The 20,852-nt window shown below is 39.2% G+C and carries 6 protein-coding genes; 3 read left to right on the forward strand and 3 right to left on the reverse strand.

Going from position 1 to position 20,852, the window contains the following annotated elements; translation table 11 throughout:
• Positions 1–262: 262 nt before the first annotated feature.
• Positions 263–7,951, forward strand: coding sequence for an Ig-like domain-containing protein (locus M028_RS30865; RefSeq protein WP_231510880.1), 7,689 nt, complete (start codon positions 263–265; stop codon positions 7,949–7,951).
• 429 nt (positions 7,952–8,380) lie between these two features.
• Here the strand turns inward: M028_RS30865 and M028_RS0122650 are convergent, their stop codons facing one another.
• Positions 8,381–10,405, reverse strand: a complete 2,025-nt coding sequence (locus tag M028_RS0122650) for a right-handed parallel beta-helix repeat-containing protein (protein ID WP_026575871.1) — start codon at positions 10,403–10,405, stop codon at positions 8,381–8,383.
• A gap of 187 nt (positions 10,406–10,592) precedes the next feature.
• Between M028_RS0122650 and M028_RS31650 the strand changes: the two genes are divergently transcribed.
• The gene (locus M028_RS31650; RefSeq protein WP_051591205.1) at positions 10,593–12,998 is read left to right on the forward strand and encodes a S8 family serine peptidase; all 2,406 of its coding nucleotides are present in this window, start codon (positions 10,593–10,595) and stop codon (positions 12,996–12,998) included.
• A gap of 42 nt (positions 12,999–13,040) precedes the next feature.
• Here M028_RS31650 and tagU read toward each other — a convergent pair whose 3' ends face one another.
• A complete protein-coding gene (gene tagU / locus M028_RS0122660) occupies positions 13,041–13,967 on the reverse strand; it encodes a polyisoprenyl-teichoic acid--peptidoglycan teichoic acid transferase TagU (protein WP_026575872.1) in 927 nt (308 codons plus the stop codon).
• A gap of 327 nt (positions 13,968–14,294) precedes the next feature.
• On the opposite strand from tagU, the gene M028_RS30875 reads away from it, so the two are divergent.
• On the forward strand, positions 14,295–19,379 hold the full coding sequence (locus tag M028_RS30875) for a bifunctional 2',3'-cyclic-nucleotide 2'-phosphodiesterase/3'-nucleotidase (RefSeq protein ID WP_197031460.1): 5,085 nt from the start codon (positions 14,295–14,297) through the stop codon (positions 19,377–19,379).
• A 120-nt stretch (positions 19,380–19,499) separates the two neighbouring features.
• Here the strand turns inward: M028_RS30875 and M028_RS0122670 are convergent, their stop codons facing one another.
• Positions 19,500–20,711, reverse strand: a complete 1,212-nt coding sequence (locus M028_RS0122670) for a HupE/UreJ family protein (RefSeq protein WP_231510877.1) — start codon at positions 20,709–20,711, stop codon at positions 19,500–19,502.
• Positions 20,712–20,852 lie beyond the last annotated feature (141 nt).

A 20,852-nucleotide genomic window follows, 5' to 3' on the forward strand; every position in this document is an offset into this window, starting at 1 on the left:
TATCGTACTATAAAGTGCGGCAAAAAAACCAGATTATATCCAATTCTTTAGAAAAAATCGACGAGTTTTCTTTTTATAGGGATCTATGAATTTTGTCGAATTAAATAATTTCGTGTATAGAAAGATTGATATTCAAAATTTTTAAATAGTATAGTATGATTATTTTTGCCATTATAATATTTGGTTTAAATGATTATTTTTACCTATTACTTAGGCACAAAAGCAGGTGTTGAAAGTCAGGGGGAGGAGTGGAGTTTTGAAAGTGAGCAGTAGAGAGAGAAAACAAGGATTTAAAAGGTTTTTTAGTATTTTAACAGTGTTCTTGCTTATTTTTTCCAACTTTAATGGAATTATTGCAAGAGCAGCGGGCGCAGATGCTCAATCTATCACAATTAAGGTGGATAAGGCAGAAGTAACACCCGATGATGAGGTTTTGGTTAGCTTAACATCGGCTGGTATGGAGGATATTTCCTCTATGGATGTATACTACCATTTACCGAACGATAAGAGTGTCGGTGTTGTTGCCCGTTATAATGAATCGGATAACAGCTTCGAGGCAAAGGTGCCGATTGGGAAATATGCGGCTTCCGGTTTGTGGGAAGTTACCGCTATAGATCTCTATTATCCTGATGGACATAAAGAAGAGGTCTTACCAGATGAAACAGATCTGACCAAAGGGAATTTTACTGTAAGTAATGAGAACGGCAGTTTACAAGATATTGAAACACCAATTTTTAATGGTGTGACCGTAGACAAAAAAGAGGCTGCACCAGGTGAAACAGTTAAAGTAACGATTGATGCAACAGATAAGCTATCTGGCATATCCAATGTAAAACTTATCTATCAAGGTCCGGGTGAATCTAAGAATCTAGTAGCTGTTTTGAATGAGCAGACGCAAAAATATGAAGCATCTCTTGTGGTTGGTGATAACGATCAGCCTGGTACCTGGTCAATAAGTGATTTAGTGATTGGGGACTATTCCGGTAATTCATATGTAGATAGTAGCAGCGAAAAGCTGGCTACCGGAGAATTTAATGTTGTTGAGAAGAGTGTGGAGGTAGAGGATACTAAAGCACCTATTGTAAATAGTATTAGCGTGGATAAGACTGAAGCCCGCCCGGGGGATACAGTAACTGCAACGATAGACGCAAGTGATGATGTATCCGGTATTGATGAAATTTGGGTTTATTATATTGAGGGGAATCAATCTGGAAGTCAACAGGCAGTCCTTAATCCGGATACGAATAAATACGAAGTTAAGTTTCAGATTGATGAAACATCCAGACCGGGTGACTGGGGTGTTTATGGCATTGATTTGAGAGATAAAGCAAATAATGATATTTACCTTAGCGAGTGGAACGATTCCAATGTGGATTTTACAAAGGGAACCTTTCAGGTTATCAATGAAAATGTAGATGGAACCCCGCCAACCATTAATAGTGTCATGGCTGATAAACAGGATGCACAGCCAGGTGATACGGTAACTGTCAGCATTGATGCATCAGATGATAAATCTGGTATCGATTCATTAGAGGTTAATTATTATGGGTCGAATGGCGGAAACCTAACGAACAATGCAGAATATAACTCTGATACAAAGAAATATGAGGCAAAGTTTACAATTGATGAAAATACCCGACCTGGTTTATGGAAAATTGAATCCATAATTGTTAGTGACAGTGAGGGAAACAGTAATTGGATCAATCAGGATAGCGGGGTAGATTTAAAAGGTGGTAATTTTAAAGTAATAAATGACCAGGTTGATATTACTGCACCAGTTCTGAAAAGTGTTAAGGTTGATAAAGCAGATGCTCAGCCAGGTGATACGGTGACTGTAAGTATTGAGGCGGAAGATGAACAATCAGGTATCGATTATGTGAATGTACAGTATGAAGGTCCAAAGGGCGGGCACATGGAAGAAGAGGCCGTCTATAATTCAGAAACACAAAAATATGAGGCCCAGTTCTCGATAGGTGATGGAACCCGTCCAGGGACTTGGAGAATTGAATCCATTAATCTTAGAGATAAAAATCGAAATGAAAGCTGGATTGATCAGTATAGTGAATTCGAGCTAAGCGACGGCGATTTTACCGTAAATAATGACCTCATCGATATGGAACCGCCTGTGGTAAATAGCGTAAGTGTGGACCAAAAAGAGGCAAAACCGGGTGACACGGTCACTGTAAGTATTAACGCCAGTGATGCCAAATCTACTATCGAGCGGATTACAGTGGATTACAATGTGGGAAATCATGATGTAGAGAGAGTTGCTGATTTAAATCCTGACACAGGGATGTATGATGCAAAGGTTAAAATTGGTGATTATGACAATGCAGGTAAATGGAGCATCAATTATATTTCTGTAGAAGATAGTGAGTATAACAGTAAGGAAATTTATAACGGCGAGGAACAGGACCTAAGCGGAGGGGACTTTACCGTTGTAAATGAAAATGCGGATGTTACACCGCCTGCTATACAGGGGATTTCTGTAGATAAGACAGAGGTGCGTCCGGGAGATAAAGTGACTGTCAGCGTTGATGCTAAAGACGATCAATCAGGCATTGACACGATCAGAGTGGAGTATCAAGGTTCAAACGGCGGTTACATGAATGAAGAAGCCGTTTATAATTCCGATACAAAAAAATACGAAGCAACATTGACGATTGACGAATGGACTCGGCCAGGTGTGTGGAAGGTTTCATCCATTTATGTGATGGATAAACAATATAACTACACATGGATGGGCGAGAATGATGAACTTGAAAGATTCAGTGCAAGCTTTACCGTTATTAATGAAGATGCGGATATTACTCCGCCGACGGTGCAAGGAATAACGGTTGACCAGAACGAAGTTAAGCCTGGGGATGTAGTGAAAATTTCTGTTGATGCTAAAGATGACAAGTCAGATATCAGTTATGTATCAATTGAATATAAAAATCCTTATGGCGGATATAAAGGTCGGCAGGCTGTTTACAATGAGGAATCCGGTAAGTATGAAGCAAAATTCCCAATCACGGATCAAACGAAACCGGGTAAGTGGACGGTTAACTATATTGAGGTAGAGGACAAGTTTGGGAACAATGAAATGTATTTAAGCGAGGATGGTTTTGATTTCAGTTCCGGAGATTTTAATGTAACGAATGAAAATGCAGATTTAGCCCCTCCCACCATCAAAGCTGTATCTGTTGATAAAACGGAAGCAAAGCTGGGGGAAACGGTAACCGTAAGTATTGATGCAAGCGATGATAAATCCGGAGTTGATTCTATTTTAGTGGATTTCAGAGCAGGTACACGTTTCGTATGGAATCAAGAGGCAAATTACAATCCTGAAACGGAAAAATATGAAGTGAAACTGCCAATTACTGAAACATCACGCCCTGGAGCATGGAGTATTTATACCATTTTTGTAAAAGATAAAGCAGGAAATGAAAACGAGATTTATAGTGATGAGCAGGATTTCAGCAATGCTGACTTTATGGTTACAAATGACAGGGCAGATGTTACCCCGCCAACAGTTAACAGTGTATCTGTCGATAAAAAAGAAGCCCAACTAGGAGATACGGTAACGGTAAGTTTTGATGTAAGCGATGAAAGATCAGCTATTGAAAATGTTCAGGCAGGTTTCAAAGTTGGAAATCGCTATCAATGGGAATCGGCAGAATATAATCAAGAAACGAAAAAATATGAAGTAAAGCTGCCAATCAATGAATCCTCAAGGCCAGGAACATGGAGTATATCATCCATGTATGTAAGTGATATTGAAGGAAACGGTGAGTCAATAAATAGTGAAGACCAGGATTTCAGCAGCGCCGATTTCACTGTTATCAATGACAAGGCAGATCTATCTCCACCAACTGTTAAAACGGTATCTGTTGATAAAAAGGAAGCCCAACTAGGAGATACGGTAACCGTTAGCATTGATGCAAGTGATGGTCAATCAGGGGTTGACACCGTTTCAGTATGGTACAGGAATTCTGACGGGCGTTCTTGGTGGGGAGATGCTACTTATAATGAGCAAACACAAAAATATGAAGCTAAATATTCAATTACTGATACGACAAGACCGGGGACATGGAGCCTAAGTAATATCTACGTTACTGATAAAGAAGGCAATGAACAAAATTACTATAATGATGATGATAATTGGAATTTTAATAATGCCAACTTTAATGTAACCAATGATAAAGTGGATGTTACTCCGCCAAGCATTAAAGAAGTTTCTGTCAATCCAAAAGAAGCCAAACCAGGCGATGAAGTCACAGTAAGTATTGACGCAGAAGATACTCAATCTGGAATTCAGTCCTTGTTTGTGAATTATCAAGGACCAAAAAATACAGGGGGAAGTAGGGAAGCAGTCATAAATCCGGATACAGGGAAATATGAGGCGAAAATTAAAATTAGCGAATTCGCTGCATCAGGTACTTGGAAAATCGACGGTATTAATGTCATAGATAACCAAGACAACTCTGATTATATTTTCAACAATAAGGTAAATGGATACCCTGGTGCTTCAAATATGGATTTAAGTGCAGGAAACTTTAATGTTATCAATGACAATGAGGATATTACTGCTCCAGAAGTAACAGGTATAAAAATCAACAAGGAGCAGTTTGCACCAGGTGAAACAGCTGTCATTGAGTTGGATGTTAATGATTCTCAATCCGGTGTAAGTTCGGTTTCGATCGCGTATACCGGTTCAAATGGCGGCTATTATGAAAGTGATGCTGAATATGATGAAGCGACGAAAAAATATATAGCTAGAATTCCGGTAAATAATAAAACGAAGCCAGGTCTCTGGACAGTAGATTCGATCTATGTAACGGATAAAGAAGGAAACAGTGACTATCTCAATGGAAATCTATATGATTTTAGTAACACAAAATACACCGTTATCAACGATGCAGTCGATCTGACACCGCCTTCCGTTAACAGTGTCACCGTTAGTCAGAAGGAAGGAAAGCCCGGCGATAAAATCACGGTTAGTTTAGATGTAACAGATAAGCAATCTTCTGTAAGTAATGTTTCAGTTGCCTTTAAAAATAAAAATGACAAGGATTTTTGGAGAGATACTGGGGAAGTTTGGGAAAATGCAGTTTATAATGAGCAAACCCATCAATATGAAGTGACATTCCCAATCTCTGAAACATCGAAACCGGGAACATGGGTAATTGACTATGTATCCGTTTCAGATAGTGAAGGGAATTGGAAAGACATATACAATGGTCAGGATGCTGATCTCTCAGCTGGAGATTTCACTGTCATTAACGATCTGGCAGATGTTACTTCTCCTGAGTTCAAAGGAATATCGGTTGATAAAAAAGAAGTAAATGTTGGTGAAGATATTACCTTTACTGTAGAAGCGGCAGACAGTCAGTCAGGTATTCGTGATGTGTACATTGGTCTTGATGGAGGAATGGATGTTTATACTGGCGAATACAATCCAGATACAAAAAAATATGAAGTAAAAATTCCAATTACCAAGGGGTATAAGCCTGGAACCTGGAAGGTTAATTTCGTTGCTATCTATGATAAGGATAATAATGGAATTTACCTTGATGGAAACGAAGAAGATTTTATTGGTTTAAACTTTGAGATTATTAATCCTGATTATGATGATTATCAAAATTATTTTGACTCCTATATTAATAGTATCTCTATTGACAAAAAGGACGCAGTCCCAGGAGACTATGTAACGCTAAGTCTAAAATTTAAGGATTCCTCCAAAATTAGGGATGTTAGCGTTCGATATGTTGGCTCGAGCGAGGCAGAGTTCCATAAGGATGCTGTTTATAATGAAAAAACAGAGACCTATGATGTGAAGATCCCAATTTCATCTTTGTTTAAACCAGGAGCCTGGAGCTTAAATGGTATTTATGTGACAGAAATTGATGATCAACATGGTGAATATCTAAGTTTTGGTCCTGACGAAATAGCGGCTCTCGGTAATGGCGATTTCAGTGTTAGTAATAAGGATTTGGATTCAACCCCTCCAGCTGCACCAGTTGTAGATGAGGTATCTGATCAATCCGTAACCGTTACCGGTTATACAGAATCAAAAGCAAAGGTTGTTGTTAAATCTGGTGATCAGGAATTAGGAAATGCAATCGCGGACAGTGATGGCCATTTCATCATTTCTATTAATGCCCAAAAAGCTGGGACGAAATTGACGGTTATCTCTATAGATAGTTCAGGAAACGTGGGCGAAGGAACAGAGGTAACTGTTAAGGATGTAACGCCACCGGCCGTGCCAATAGTGAAAGACGTAACCGACCACGCGAAAGAGGTTACGGGTACTGCAGAAGTAGGAGCGAAGGTAACAGTAAAAATAGGTGACAAAGAATACAATGGAACAGCAGACAAGGATGGAAACTTCATTGTAACGATTCCAGTACAAGCAGTAGGTACGAAAATAACTGTTGTTGCAACCGATGAAGCTGGAAATGCAAGTGAAGAAAATGCTGTAACGGTTAAGGATGCTACTCCGCCGGCAGCACCTGTAGTGAAAGACGTAACGAACCAATCGAAAGAAGTTACAGGAACGGCAGAAGCTGGATCCAAGATAACGGTAAAAATCGGTGATAAAGAATACACTGGAACAGCCGATAAGGATGGCAACTTCAGTGTAACGATTCCTGTACAAATAGCGGGAACGAAATTAACGGTTATCGCAATCGATGCGGCTGGAAATGCAAGTGATGAAACAACTGTAACGGTTAAGGATGTTACTGTACCAGCTGCACCGAAGGTAAATGAAGTAACCGACCAATCCAAGGAAGTAATGGGAACGGCAGAAGTCGCAGCGAAAGTAACTGTAAAAATCGGAGACAATGAATACACAGGAACAGCCGATAAGGCTGGCAACTTTACTATTACCATTCCGGTACAAGCAGCAGGAACGAAAATAACCGTTATTGTAACCGATGGAGCAGGCAACGCAAGTGAAGCAGCAACGGTAGTAGTAAAAGACGTAACAGCGCCATCTGCACCAAAAGTAAACCAGGTTTCTGACCTAGTAAAAGAAGTAACTGGAACAACAGAAGCAAGTGCAAAAGTAACAGTTACAATCGGTTCCTCAACATATACAGGAAAAGCCGATACGAATGGAAACTTTAAGGTAGCCATTCCACAGCAAAAAGCAGGAACGAAAATTACAATTACTGTAGCAGATGGCAATGGAAATGTTAGCCCTGCAACCAATGTCACTGTCGTAGACAAAACTGCACCAAACGTTCTAACGGTAAATTCTGTTTCAGATCAGGCGAAGGAAGTTACCGGAACCACTGAGGCTATAGCAACCGTCACTGTGACGGTCGGAACGAAGCAATATACAGCAAAAGCGGATGCAAAAGGAACTTATAAAGTAAGCATCCCGCAGCAAAAAACAGGTACAAAGATCACCGTTACTGCTAAAGATGTGGCTGGAAATAGTGTATCTAAGACTATAACAGTAGTAGATAAAACACCTCCATCCATCCCAACGGTTAATACAGTAACGGATCAATCGAAAGTAGTAACAGGAAAAGCCGAGGCTGGCTCGACGGTAACGGTTGTTATAGGATCCAAAAAGTATACCGCTAAGGCAGATACAAAAGGAAACTATAAAATTACCATTCCAGTTCAGAAAGCCGGAACAAAGGTTTCGGTATCTGCAAAAGATGCAGCTGGAAATACAAGTAAATCAAAAACCATCACCGTTATTGATAAAACAGCGCCAAAAGCACCAACTGTTGATGCAGTAAAAAGTACCTCGACAGTGGTAACAGGTAAGACCGAGGCATATGCATCTATAACGATTAAAGTAGGTAAAAAGGTTATAGGAACGGGCAAGGCAGATAAGTACGGTAAATTTAAAGTGAAGATCAAAGCACAAAAGAAAAAAACTGTCCTATCTGTGACTGCAACGGATACGGCAAAAAATGTGAGTAAGGCGACAACCATTAAAGTGAAATAATTTAAACAGAGTCCCCTGCCTAGCCCTGATTTGATTCGGGAACTTGGCGGGGGATTTTTTAGATTTGTTGATAAAACCTAAATTTGTGGATATGTTCTGAAAATTTGTAGATAACCCGCCAACTAATGTAGATATCCACTACACTCAAGGTGGATTTCCGGTACAATTGTCGATATAATCGGAATTTGTGTTGATATCTGGCAAAAGTATGTTGATAAAATCTAAATCTGTGTCGATATCCTCCAAAAGTGTGTTGATAAAATCCAAATCTATGTTGATATCATCCCAAAATATGTTGATATCCACAAATACGCACTCAACACCCTGTCCAAATGCCTCGATATCCACAAAAACACACGTACTCCCACAAAAAAACCGCTCAGATTTCATCCATCACGAAATCAAAACGGGGAAACCCACTCAAATTATCTACTTCTTATATATTTTCCCTTTTTTGCATTTCTTCAACGTATTTTTGCTGATTTTATTTGAGGTAGAGTGGTTATACAGCGAAATCCCGTATGTTCCACAGTCAATGATCGTGTTTCCCGATACACTGCTTTTGGTCGAATAAACACTAATTGACAATCCATTTTCACCAGAATGGTAAATCTTATTGCCCGAAACCGTTGCGGAAGAACGACTAAAAATTTGTATTCCATGTTTCTTAGATTTATCTAATTTATTCTGTTTCACCGTATTCTTCACGGACCCGACGCTGATTCCTATACCATATTTTCCGCTGTTTGAAATACTATTGCTGATAATACTGTTACTAGAAGAATAGGAACTAATAGAAATCCCACTTTTCACACTATCCTTAATGGTATTTCCTGTGACACTATTGCTGTTCGAGTGGGAACTAATTGCAATCCCGTTTTCCTTGCTGTTGTAAATCTTATTTTTTGAGACAGCCTCAGAAGAACTTTCAAAAATCGAAATCCCGTGTTTGCCGCTTGCCGAAATCGTATTAGCGGAAAGCTTATTCCCTTTAGAAGCTTTACTAATCGAAACACCATTCTGCCTGGAACGGGAGATCGTATTTCCGGTCAGTTCGGCAGAAGAATGGTCATTTACCGCCATTCCATACTTGCTGCTCTCTGAAATTTTATTTCCACTCACTCTATTCTTAGTCGAATAGGAGGCAATGGAAATTCCATTTCCTTTATTTTTGCCCAGAGCATTATTGGTTATTGACGCATTCGAATAACTGTAAACAGAAATACCATGGCCAAGGCTCCCTGATACGTTATTTCCAGACACTGAATTATTATCGGAGTGATTATGTACTGCGATCCCATTTTGCTTCACGTTTTTTATCACATTACCCGAAATGGTTGCATTACTCGTATACGCCAGATAAATCCCATTCGTATCAGGGTCACTGATTGTATTATTTTTAATGGTAACCGCTTTAATTGGGTAAGTAGACGTACCGTTAAAGACAATCCCGTTTCCTCTAGTACTACTTGTTGAATGGGTTCTCGTAATGCTATTTCCGGTAATATTGATCGAAAAATTATCATCCGAAACCGGCACGGCTAGAGGCTTGTTCGCTTTGAAAAGATCTGCCGGATTGACGGAAGAGGTATTAAATTCCACGCCTAAACCAACATCCACAAAAGTATTGTTCAGAATGGAAAGGTTTTTATAATTGAATGCATTGATTCCTTCTTCTTTTAAATTCTTAAAGATATTATTTTGAATGACGATATTTCGAGGGAACACATCTTTTACTGATGTATGACTTCCGATTCCTCTTGAATGATTTTCAATGGTATTACCTTGAATTAAGATATTTTCACAAGCCGTATCATCATAGTCCCCGAACGGCGGGAAAACTTGATTGTCATGCGTTATATCGAGCTGAATCGCTTCCTTTTTCTTGGTTCCGCTATAGCCGGCCAGGTAGCTATTGAGTACCTTTCCATCTTTAACACCGGCAAATTCGATATTGTGTCCTTCGTAGTTATTTAATACTCTTGTATTTTGAACCATAATTTTGCTTGAGTGTCCAAACAGTAGATTATCAAACCGTGTAGGATATTGGTCCTTGTTCCCTTCCCATGTGCCGCCTTCAACTGTAATGTTTTCATTAGCAGTATAACCAGGTGCCCCTTTCGTATTATTCATCAGCATTGGGCTAAAAGAAGCATTTCTTTTAATGACTGCCTTCGATGATAAAATCAACCGAGTATTGGAATTGATTTTAAGAGGTCTTGAAATAAGATAGACCCCGTCTGGAATCTGAATGGTCGTAAAATTATAGTATACTGCCTCATTTAAGGCTTTTTGAATAGAGTTGGTATCATCCGCTTGGTCTTTACCATTCGCACCAAAATCAGAGGCATTAATGGTAATCGTATTATCCTCCGCTGCCGCTGTACCGTTCCACGGAACAATGAAGGTCACAACAGCCAGCAAAATAAAAATTTGAAAAACTCGTTTACGCACAAGAAACTTCCTTTCGTTATGTAAAATATTTGATTGTTATACTGTAATAATAACCCAATTTTTATATAGGAAAAAGTACTCCTCCTATTTTTTCCTTCAGGCAATATTTTATTTTTGTATCGTTCCCTCAGTGGCATTTAAAAATGATAGAATAATATTCAAATATAAACTAGTGGAGGGAACCGAGTTGAAATATTTATGGTCAGTGACCTTGATGCTGCTTTGCATGTCATGGATGGGAACGGCTGCTTCGGCCGACGGGTTAAACACCAACATGGACCTAGCAAATACAAATATGGAAACAAATGCATTTCATGACCAGGAATTAATTGTTAAATTCAGCTCGAATCTTTCAAAAACAGAAAGAAATGCCATCCTTAATCAAGTGAATGGAACGGAAGAAGCCCATTTAGGGGATGGAGCCTTTTCTTTTATCAAATTTCCTAAAGGGACCGATTTAACCAAAGCTGCCCAGAGGTTATTAGCGCAGAAAAAGATCGTATGGGCAGAACCAAACTATAAGGTGAAAAGCACCTATATTCCGCAAGAACCTGACTACTCAAAACAATGGTATTTAAATAAAATTCAAATGCCGAAAGCGTGGGATATTACAAAAGGATCATCACAAATCAAAGTCGCTGTCATTGACGATGGTGTGCAGCAGGACCATCCGGATCTGAAGGGGAAAATCGTCAGCCCGTTTAATGCGGTCACAGGAAACGCACGGTATACACCTCATGAGCATGCAACACATGTGGCGGGTATTATCGCCGCCAGTTTTAATAAGACAGGAATTGCCGGAATTGCTCCTAATGTAAAAATCATGCCGATTAATGTGTTTGACGGAGAAGAAGCAAGTGATTACGCTGTCGCCCTTGGGATTAAATACGCCGTGGAGCACCATGCAGATGTCATTAATATGAGCCTGGGAAGTCCAAACTATAGCGTTCTTTTAGACTATTATGCGAACTATGCAAAATCTAAAGGGGTTATCCTTATTGCTGCAGCGGGAAATGATGGAACTTTTACAAAAACGTATCCCGCCGCACTTGGTTCTGTTGTAGGAGTGGGGGCAACAACAAGCTCCGACCATGTTGCCTTTTATTCCAATAAAGGAAGTTTTGTTGATTTCACTGCGCCTGGGAGTAATATTTTTTCCTCCATCAATGGAAGCTCTTATGCACACTTAACAGGTACATCAATGGCATCGCCTGTTGTGTCAGGTGTTGCTGCTCTTATTCGTTCAAGGAATCCGTTTTTAACTCCCGATCAGGTTGAAAGTGTTATGAAGCATTCAGTCGTTGACCTAGGGACGAAGGGAAGGGATGACTATTATGGATATGGCAGGATTGACGCCTATAAAGCTGTCTCGAATACATCTTCCCCAAAGGCAAAAATAACGGCACCAAAAACTTTTACGATGACGGGGAAAAATAAAGCGGCACTCTCTCTAAAGCTTCCGGGTCATGCGAAGGTTACCGTGACGATCCAAAATGCAAGCGGTCAAACCGTGAGGGAAGTGTTGAACCAAAAAGTATCCGGAACGAAGCAAACCGTTGTTTGGGACGGGAAAGCAGCGAATGGAAAATTTGTTCCAACAGGCGATTATAAGGCTGTGGTAAAAGCCTCAAACAGACGAGCATCCCTTTCAAAAACAACCTCGATTCAGGTTGTGAATCATACCTATGCGGCTATTTTGGTAAAAGGCTTTTATACTTTTTCACCTAAGGCTGGAAAAACCGTTAAGATTCCATATGAGTTAACTCAGAAGGCAAATGTTACAGCTGAAGTGCAGGATAAAAATGGCAACGTCATCAAAAAAATCATGACAGCGAAAACCGTATCAACAGGAAAGCACTCGTTCAAATGGGACGGTAAAAATGAAAAAGGGAAACAAGTGAAGGATGCTGCGTATTCCTTAAAAATGTCTCTGATTGATATGCATAAGAAAAAAGGAAAAACGAAAAAGGTTTCTATTAAAATAGATACGATTCGTCCATCCGGAGAGCTAGCCCTGGCATCAACTATGTTTAAAATGGACACGAAAAACCGTACCAGCGCCACATTAAAAGGAACGGAAACAGCCAGAGTCCATGTATTGGTAATCGATGCAAAAGGAAATATTGTGAAACAGGTATTATATAAACAAGCGAAAACAGCCACCTTTACCTGGAATGGAATCAATGTTAAGAAGCAATTTTCTCCTGAAGGACGCTACCGCTACCTTATCCAGTTAAAGGATGAGGCGGGGAATTCTTCGACCATTAAAAGCAAGTTCTTTACACTGCAGGATTGGCGTGTTCCAACTGTTCAATCGGAAAAAGATGTTTATTCAATTTTACAAGATATGAAACCCATTGCTTACACCTTAAGCAAAGCGGGAAAAGTAACGATTGATGTTTCTCAAGGGACCACATTCATCAAATCTATTAAAACGAATGCACAAGAAACCACCGGAACCCAATCATTCCGATGGGATGGAACCGATGGAATTAACCAACCGGTTATCAGTGGTGATTACCAGTTTAAAATCACGGTTGTAGACAAATATGGGTTGACGCAAATCTTTACAGGAACCATTCATATCAAATAAAAAAACGAGGGTCTCCGTATAGGAGCCCTCGTTTTTTTGATGCTATTTTAATTCTAATTGTGCTCTTAGTTCTTTTTGAAGTCTTTGTTTTTCCTGAGCGGAAACAATGAAATAATAGATTCCATTTATTTTTGCGCCATTCCCTTTTATACTCATTTGATTCACTTTTGCTGCGGCACTTTTATAATTTTTTTGAATATCCATCATTTGATCGAACGAAAGATTTGTTCTTACATTGCTGCCAAGTGCAGAAAAAATATCTTGATATTTTGTAAGCGAGGAAAGACTTGCCCCTTCTCGTAAAATTCCTTGAATAATTTCACGTTGGCGAATCTGACGACCAAAATCCCCACGAGGGTCATCATGTCTCATTCGGGTATAGGCCAACGCCTTTTTACCATCTAAGGTTACTGGGCCTTTAGGGAAATGATATCCGCCTTGGCGAAAGTCCAAGTCATTGTTTACGGTGATCCCGCCAACAGCATCAATAATATCCTTGAAAGCTTCCATGTTTACTTTTATATAGTAATCAATCGGAATATCCAAAAAGTTTTCAACAGTATTCATCGCCATTTCTTCGTTTCCGAAAGCATAGGCATGGTTGATTTTATCCACTGTGTTATGGCCGACAATTTCTGTTCTCGTATCACGTGGGATACTTAGCATTTTAACTGAATTATTGCTAGGGTTTACTGTTAAAACAATCATTGTATCGGAACGGCCTTTATCACCTTTGCGTTGGTCAACACCGAGCATAAGTACGGAGAAGGGTTGCTTATCTGTAAGTGAAACCTCTGCTTCCCGTTTATCCGACTTTCGATCCAAAGGCTGATGCATCGTTTCGACAGCATTCGTTAATGATTTATATACTGAAAATCCATAGATACCAATACCGAATAAGAGGACCAAAAACACAATTCCAGTGACAAGGAGCCATTTATTCTTCTTTTTATGCTTTCTAGCTCTCATTTAAAATTTCCTCCAGTATTTAATATTTAAAACAACTACTAGAATAACAGATTCCTAAGGATTAATATACAAATAATTGAAATTAGAGAGAGATAGACGCGTTTTTTTAAGGGGAAGCAGGCACCAATAGCCCCCATATATGTAAAGGATATCCTCGCTGAATTGTAACCTTTTATTATAACACTTTTAAACTAAAAAAATAAAAAATATCTTATTAAAATAATATGAAAATCGAGTAAATATTTACAAAAAACTCTATTATTCTCGCTTAAATCCTAGTAGAATAGTCTTGCAATACAAAATATTATGTCGAAGGGCGGAAGATGTGTGAAGAGAAAGATAAAAAGAAACATGAAGAGGCGGTTGTTAAACAGTTCTCTGGCAACGGCACTAGCTCTTACAACAGTTCCACTGAATATTTTTCCACATTCTGCTAAAGCGGAAACGACTGCAACAGGAAATACTGCGACACTTCGTATCCTCGAAACTACAGACCTTCATGATAGCGTGATGGCCTATGATTATTACCAGGATACAGATAAAGGAATTAACTATGGTTTATCGAAAACAGCTACTTTGATTCAACAAGCGAGGGCAGAAAAAGATAACTCGATGTTGTTTGATGCTGGTGATTTACTTCAAGGAAATCCCATGGCAGATTATGTAGCAAAAGTCCATCCTATTACTGAAAATGATGTTCATCCGATGTTTAAAGCAATGGGCCTACTCCACTATGATGGTGGTATCGTAGGAAACCATGAATTTAACTACGGATTAGATTTTCTCCAAACTGCATTAAAAAATGCACCATATCCAATTGTTAATGCGAATATTTATGTGGATGATCACGACCAAGATCCTACGAATGATAAAAACTATTTCACACCTTATCAAATCCTTGACAAAAAAATTAAAGATGATGCTGGAAACGAGAAAACGGTTAAGGTTGGAGTTGTAGGTTTTGCTCCGCCACAAATCCTTCAGTGGGATAAAGACAATCTTGAAGGTAAAGTGATTGTGAAGGACATTGTTGAAACCGCTAACAAATATGTGAAGGAAATGAAAGATCAAGGTGCGGATGTCATTGTTGCTATTGCTCACTCAGGCTGTGATGTGACAAATGATGGGCAGCAGGATGCTGAAAATGCTGTTTATTCTCTTGCAAAGGTACCTGGTATTGATGCGCTTCTTTTTGGTCATGCGCACTTAAATTTCCCTGCCGGAAAAGAGTTCCATCAAGGTGGAAAGTCAGAGAACCCAGATCTTCCGGGACTTGATACCACGCAAGGTACAATCAACGGTACACCTGCAGTAGAAGCAGGATTTTGGGGTAATAATCTAGGTGTCTTAGACCTAGCATTAGTTCAAAAAGAAGATGGATCATGGACTGTTGATAAAACGAAATCAAAATCAGTCGACCGCCCCGTAACAGATGCTACAGCTGTTGATGATGAAATTGTTAATGCTGTAAAAGCTGAACATGAAGGGACACTAGCCTATGTACGGGGGAAAATTGGTGAAACTACTTCACCAATGAACAGCTATTTCTCACGTGTAATGGACGACCCTACAATTCAAATCGTAAACAATGCACAAACTGATTATGTGAAAAATTGGATTAAAACCAATCGTCCTGACCTTAAAGATATTCCTGTAATTTCTGCGGGTGCTCCATTTAAAGCTGGCCGGCAAGGGGCTTTAGATTATACCAAAATTGATAAGGGTCCCCTTTCGATTAAGAGTGCTAATGACCTTTATTTGTATAACAATACGCTAAAAGCCGTGGAATTAACCGGTGCAGAAGTAAAAGAATGGTTAGAAATGTCTGCGTCCCAATTTAATAAGATCGATGCAAATAATCCGGATGCTCAAGAATTGATTGACTACGGATTCCAGCCTTATAACTTTGATGTGATTGACGGAGTCAAATATCAAATCGATGTAACACAGCCAGCAAGATATAATTATAGCGATGGCACAATTAAAAACGCTGATGCTCACCGTATTATTCATTTTACTGATATGGATGGAAAACCAATTGACCCTGATAAGAAGTTCATAGTGGCAACAAACAACTACCGTGCAAGCGGAGGAGGTAACTTCCCAGGGACAAAAGGTGGTAAGGCAACAATTGTTGTTGATTCTCCTTATGAAAACCGTCAAATCTTGATGGATTATATCAAAGAAAAAGGAGTAGTAAATCCATCAGCTGATAATAACTGGAAGATTGCTCCGATTGATGGTGCTGCAAAAACGTTAACATTTAAATCATCACCAGCAGCAAAAAATGTGTTAGATTCTACACCAAATGTAAAGGATGTAGGGGCCTTATCAGATGGTTCTGGATTCGAACAATATACATTAGATCAAAACGTACATGTTCAATTATTGGGAATCAATGACTACCATGGTCAGCTTGATACATGGAAAGCGATTAAAGATACAAATGGCAATATTACTGACTACTCAGGCGGTATTGAATGGCTTGCAGGTTATTTAGAGCAAAGAGAAGCTGCAAACCCTGCTAATACGCTTATGCTTCAAGCGGGAGATTTAGTAGGAGCAAGTCCGCCAGTATCTGCCCTATTACAAGATGAGCCGACGATTCGTTTTATGAATGAACTTGGCTTTGACGTAGGTACAATCGGTAACCATGAATTTGATGAAGGCGTTGCTGAAATGAAACGTCTAATTGATGGCGGCAGCAATCCAAGAACAGAGAAATACGAAGAAAAGTATGGCAAATTTACAGGTTCAACTATGGATTATGTAGTGGCAAACGTAGTAGATGAAAAAACCAAAGAACCTATTTTACCTCCGTATACGGTTAAAGAAGTGGATGGTGTAAAAATTGGCTTTATTGGGGTTGTAACAACTGAAACACCAACTATTGTTACACCAAAGGGTGTTGAGGGTGTTGAGTTTACTGATGAGGTTGAAGCTGTTAACAAATACGCAAAAAAATTAACGGATGAAGGCGTTAAGACGATTGTTGTTCTAGCCCATGATCCGGGTACATCTAAAACGGATGGAACGAATGCGACTGGAAAAGTCGTCGACATGGCCAAAGCAATTGATTCTACTGTTGACGTTATTTATGGGGCACATGACCATAAATACTTAAATACAAATGTTAATGGCAAGATTTTAGTTCAATCCTGGTCATATGGTACGGCTTTCTCTGATATTGATTTAACAATTGACCCAGTAACACAGGATATCGTTGACAAAAAGGCTGAAGTAGTGGATACACTACATAGCAAAATTACTCCTGATAAGCACATTGAAGCTGAGCTTGCCGGTTATCAAGAGGATATCAGACCAATCACAAGTCAAGTAATGGGTGAAACAACTGATGTAATGAGTAATGCGGCTAATGCAAGTGGAGAGTCTGTGCTAGGTAATTTTATTGCGGACGGAATGAAAGCAACGACAGGTACTGATTTTGGATTCATGAACTCCGGTGGTATTCGTAACCCGCTTCCAAAAGGAACGATTACATGGGGAGATTTATTTAAAGTTCAGCCATTCGGTAATGATTTAGTTACGATGACTATTAATGGAGACCAAGTCAGAACATTATTAAATCAACAATTCCAGGCACCTCCAAGCTATAACAAAATTATGGCAATCTCTGGCTTACGTTACACCTGGTCCGATAAATTACCATATGGACAAAAAGTCCGTGATATCTATCTTCCAGATGGATCGAAAATTGACCCAATTGGGGAATACACTATTACGGTTAATAACTTTATGGCTGATGGCGGCGACGGATTTGCAGTCCTTAAGTCTGGTAAAAACCGTGTTACAAATAAGGTAGATTTAGATGCATTTGTTGACTACTTTAAATCCTTTACAGGTCCAGTTAATTCACAAATCGAGGGACGAGTAAGAAATATTGATATAACTCCTGCTGCTCCAGTGGTCGATTCAGTAAATGACCAAGATAAAAAGGTAACAGGCAGCACCGTTGCAAAAGCACTAGTTAGAGTAACTGCAAATGGAAAAATAATTGGTTCAACTACTGCATCCGAAGAAGGAAACTTTACAATAGATATTCCAGTTCAAAAGGCTGGAACATCCCTAACTGTGGTTGTAATAGATGATAGATCAAATGTAAGTTTTGATGCAAAAGTCATTGTTAAAGATGTAACGGATCCGGCAGCACCTATTTTTGATACTATCACAAATAAAGATCTTCAAATCACTGGTCATGGTGCAGAACCTGGAGTAGATGTTTATATCACAAATGGAGTCTTTAAGTTCCATACCGTAGCAGATGAAGAGGGTAAATTCAGTGCTCCATTATTCGCTACACTACCGGCGGGAACTCCTGTATATGCATTCTCTGTTGATGAAGGTAAAAACCTAAGTCCTATCGCATATACTATTGTTAAGGATGTTATTGCGCCTAGCGCACCGGTAGTAAATGATGTGAAAAATGCTGATAAAAAGGTAACAGGAACGGCTGAAGCTGGTTCTACTGTCACTGTATCCAATAGTAAGGAAGTTCTTGGCAGTGCTGCTGCTGGTAATGATGGAAAATTCTCAGTTTCATTGAAATCAGCACAAAAAGAAGGTACAGTGCTTACTATTGTTGCAGCAGATGCATCCGGCAATAAGAGTGATCCTACTACTATAACTGTTGGTGACAATACACCACCTGCAGCTCCTGTTGTAAATGATGTAACTGAATTTGATAAGAAGGTTACTGGTAAAGCAACAGATGCTTTCAAAGTCATAGTAAAAGCTGGCACGAAGGAATTAGGATCAGACGTTGTCGATAAAAATGGTATCTTTAGTGTTACATTAACGGCAACTCAAAAAGCAGAAACTGTCTTAACAGTAGTCGCTGTTGACAAAGCTGGTAACACAAGCTCAGCAACAACTGTAACGGTATTAGACAAAACAGCTCCTAAGAAGCCTGTTGTAAATACCGTAGATGACAATGACAAAAAGGTAACTGGTAAAGCAGAAGCAGGTTCAAAAATTACAGTTAAGACTGGAAAAACTGTATTAGGTTATGGTGTTGCAGATAAGAACAGTGGTTTTACTGTTACATTAAAGGCAACGCAAAAGGCTGGGACCGTCCTAACGTTAACTGCAACTGATAAAGGTAAAAACGAGAGCCCTGTTGCTACCGTAACCGTAGTAGATGATACGAATCCGGCGATTCCTTCTGTTGATAATGTAACAGCTAAGTCAACGAAGGTAACTGGTAAGGCTGAGGCTGGTTCAAAAGTAACTGTTAAAGTTGGCAAGAAGGAACTTGGTTCAGATACAGCTGACAAACACGGTAAATTTTCTGTTAATATAAAGAAGCAAAAAGCTGGTACTGTTCTTTCTGTTACAGCGAAAGATAAAGCTGGAAACGTAAGTGACGTCAAAAAGGTAACTGTAAAGAAATAAAATTATGAGGAAGGCCCCTGATGTTGCTTCAGGGGCCTTTTTTTGAAAAGATAGGGGGCCGTCCGTAGTGGAGTAAACAAAAACTGGTTTTGCAAGCGCAAAACCAGTTTTTTTATTTAGTTAAAGGAATAATCTTTGAACGAGCCAAATGGCTCCCAAAATCACAATGGCAACTGATCCGTAGCGAACAATTTTTCCAGAAACCTTTTGCTTGAACATATAGGTCAATAGCGGAAGTAGCAAAAGGACAATAGATAATTGAACAGCTTCAATCCCAAGATTAAAATTTACTAAAGCAACGGCAAGGTCCTTTTTAGGAATCGCCATTTCTCGTAAAAGGGTTGCGAAGCCAAGTCCGTGAATTAAACCGAATAAGAAGGTAATCGTCCAGCGGTGACGGATTTCCTTTCGAAAAATATTCTCTGCTGCTACATAACAAATACTAAAGGCAATCGCCGCTTCAACAAATCTTGAAGGTAGGGTGACCACACCTAAAACCGACAGCGTTAGTGTAATACTATGTGCAAGCGTGAACGAGGTGACAATGGCCGCATATTGTTTAAACGTTTGTTTTCTAAATAATAACGCTAGCAGAAATAACAAATGATCGTAACCGGTTAAGATATGCATCATCCCTAGCTTAAAAAACGAAAACCAGGTTGATGTTGTTGTCTGAACATGTGGAGCAGGAGGCTGCTGTTGTTGATTTTGATCCGGTTGTACCGATTGCCCGCTATCAGATTGTTGCTCCTGTTGAACCTCGGTTAACAGCATTGTCCATGTCCGGTTATCCCCTTGTAAAGCTGCTTCACTTGTTTCACCATTATAATTAGCGGAAATCAGATTTACATAATTCGTTGTCGGGTCGTTGGCATAAAAACCATCATTAAAGCTAATCGTTTCCCCAGGAGAAAAGTCAGGGTACTTTAAATAGATAGAAAGAAATATTTTGTTTGATTTTTTTACGATCTTCATTTTTTCTAGTTCTGGAGTCTGCTCCTTGTTGTCTTTATCAAGTGCAATTCCCTCGGTAAGCAGCTCTTCAATATGATGCTTTTCTTGATCAATCTCCGATTGTTGAAGAACCCAGTCTTTGTTTTTATCAATTCCTTCGATTAATTCCATAATCGAAAGGGTATCAATTGAAAAAACCACTTCTGTTTTGTTTTGATCCATTGTTATTTGCGTATAACTAGCACTATAGGCATGCGCTTGTGCGGTCAATGGGTGGTAAACACTAGATATAAACACTCCGAATAGAAAAATGGCAAGAGAAAATCTATATATGGTAGACGTCTGACCTCGTCGAATTTTTACTGGAAAAACGTTCACTTAAAAACCTCCTGAATTACTATATTGAAATAATTTCCTGAATGTACCAATTTTTTATTAAAAATCAAATTACCTTAATATAATCACATTTTACCTGGATTTGTATACTCTGGGAAGCAAATTATCATATTATTTATATAA

Source organism: Bacillus sp. UNC438CL73TsuS30 (assembly GCF_000482325.1).
GTDB lineage: Bacteria > Bacillota > Bacilli > Bacillales > Cytobacillaceae > Neobacillus.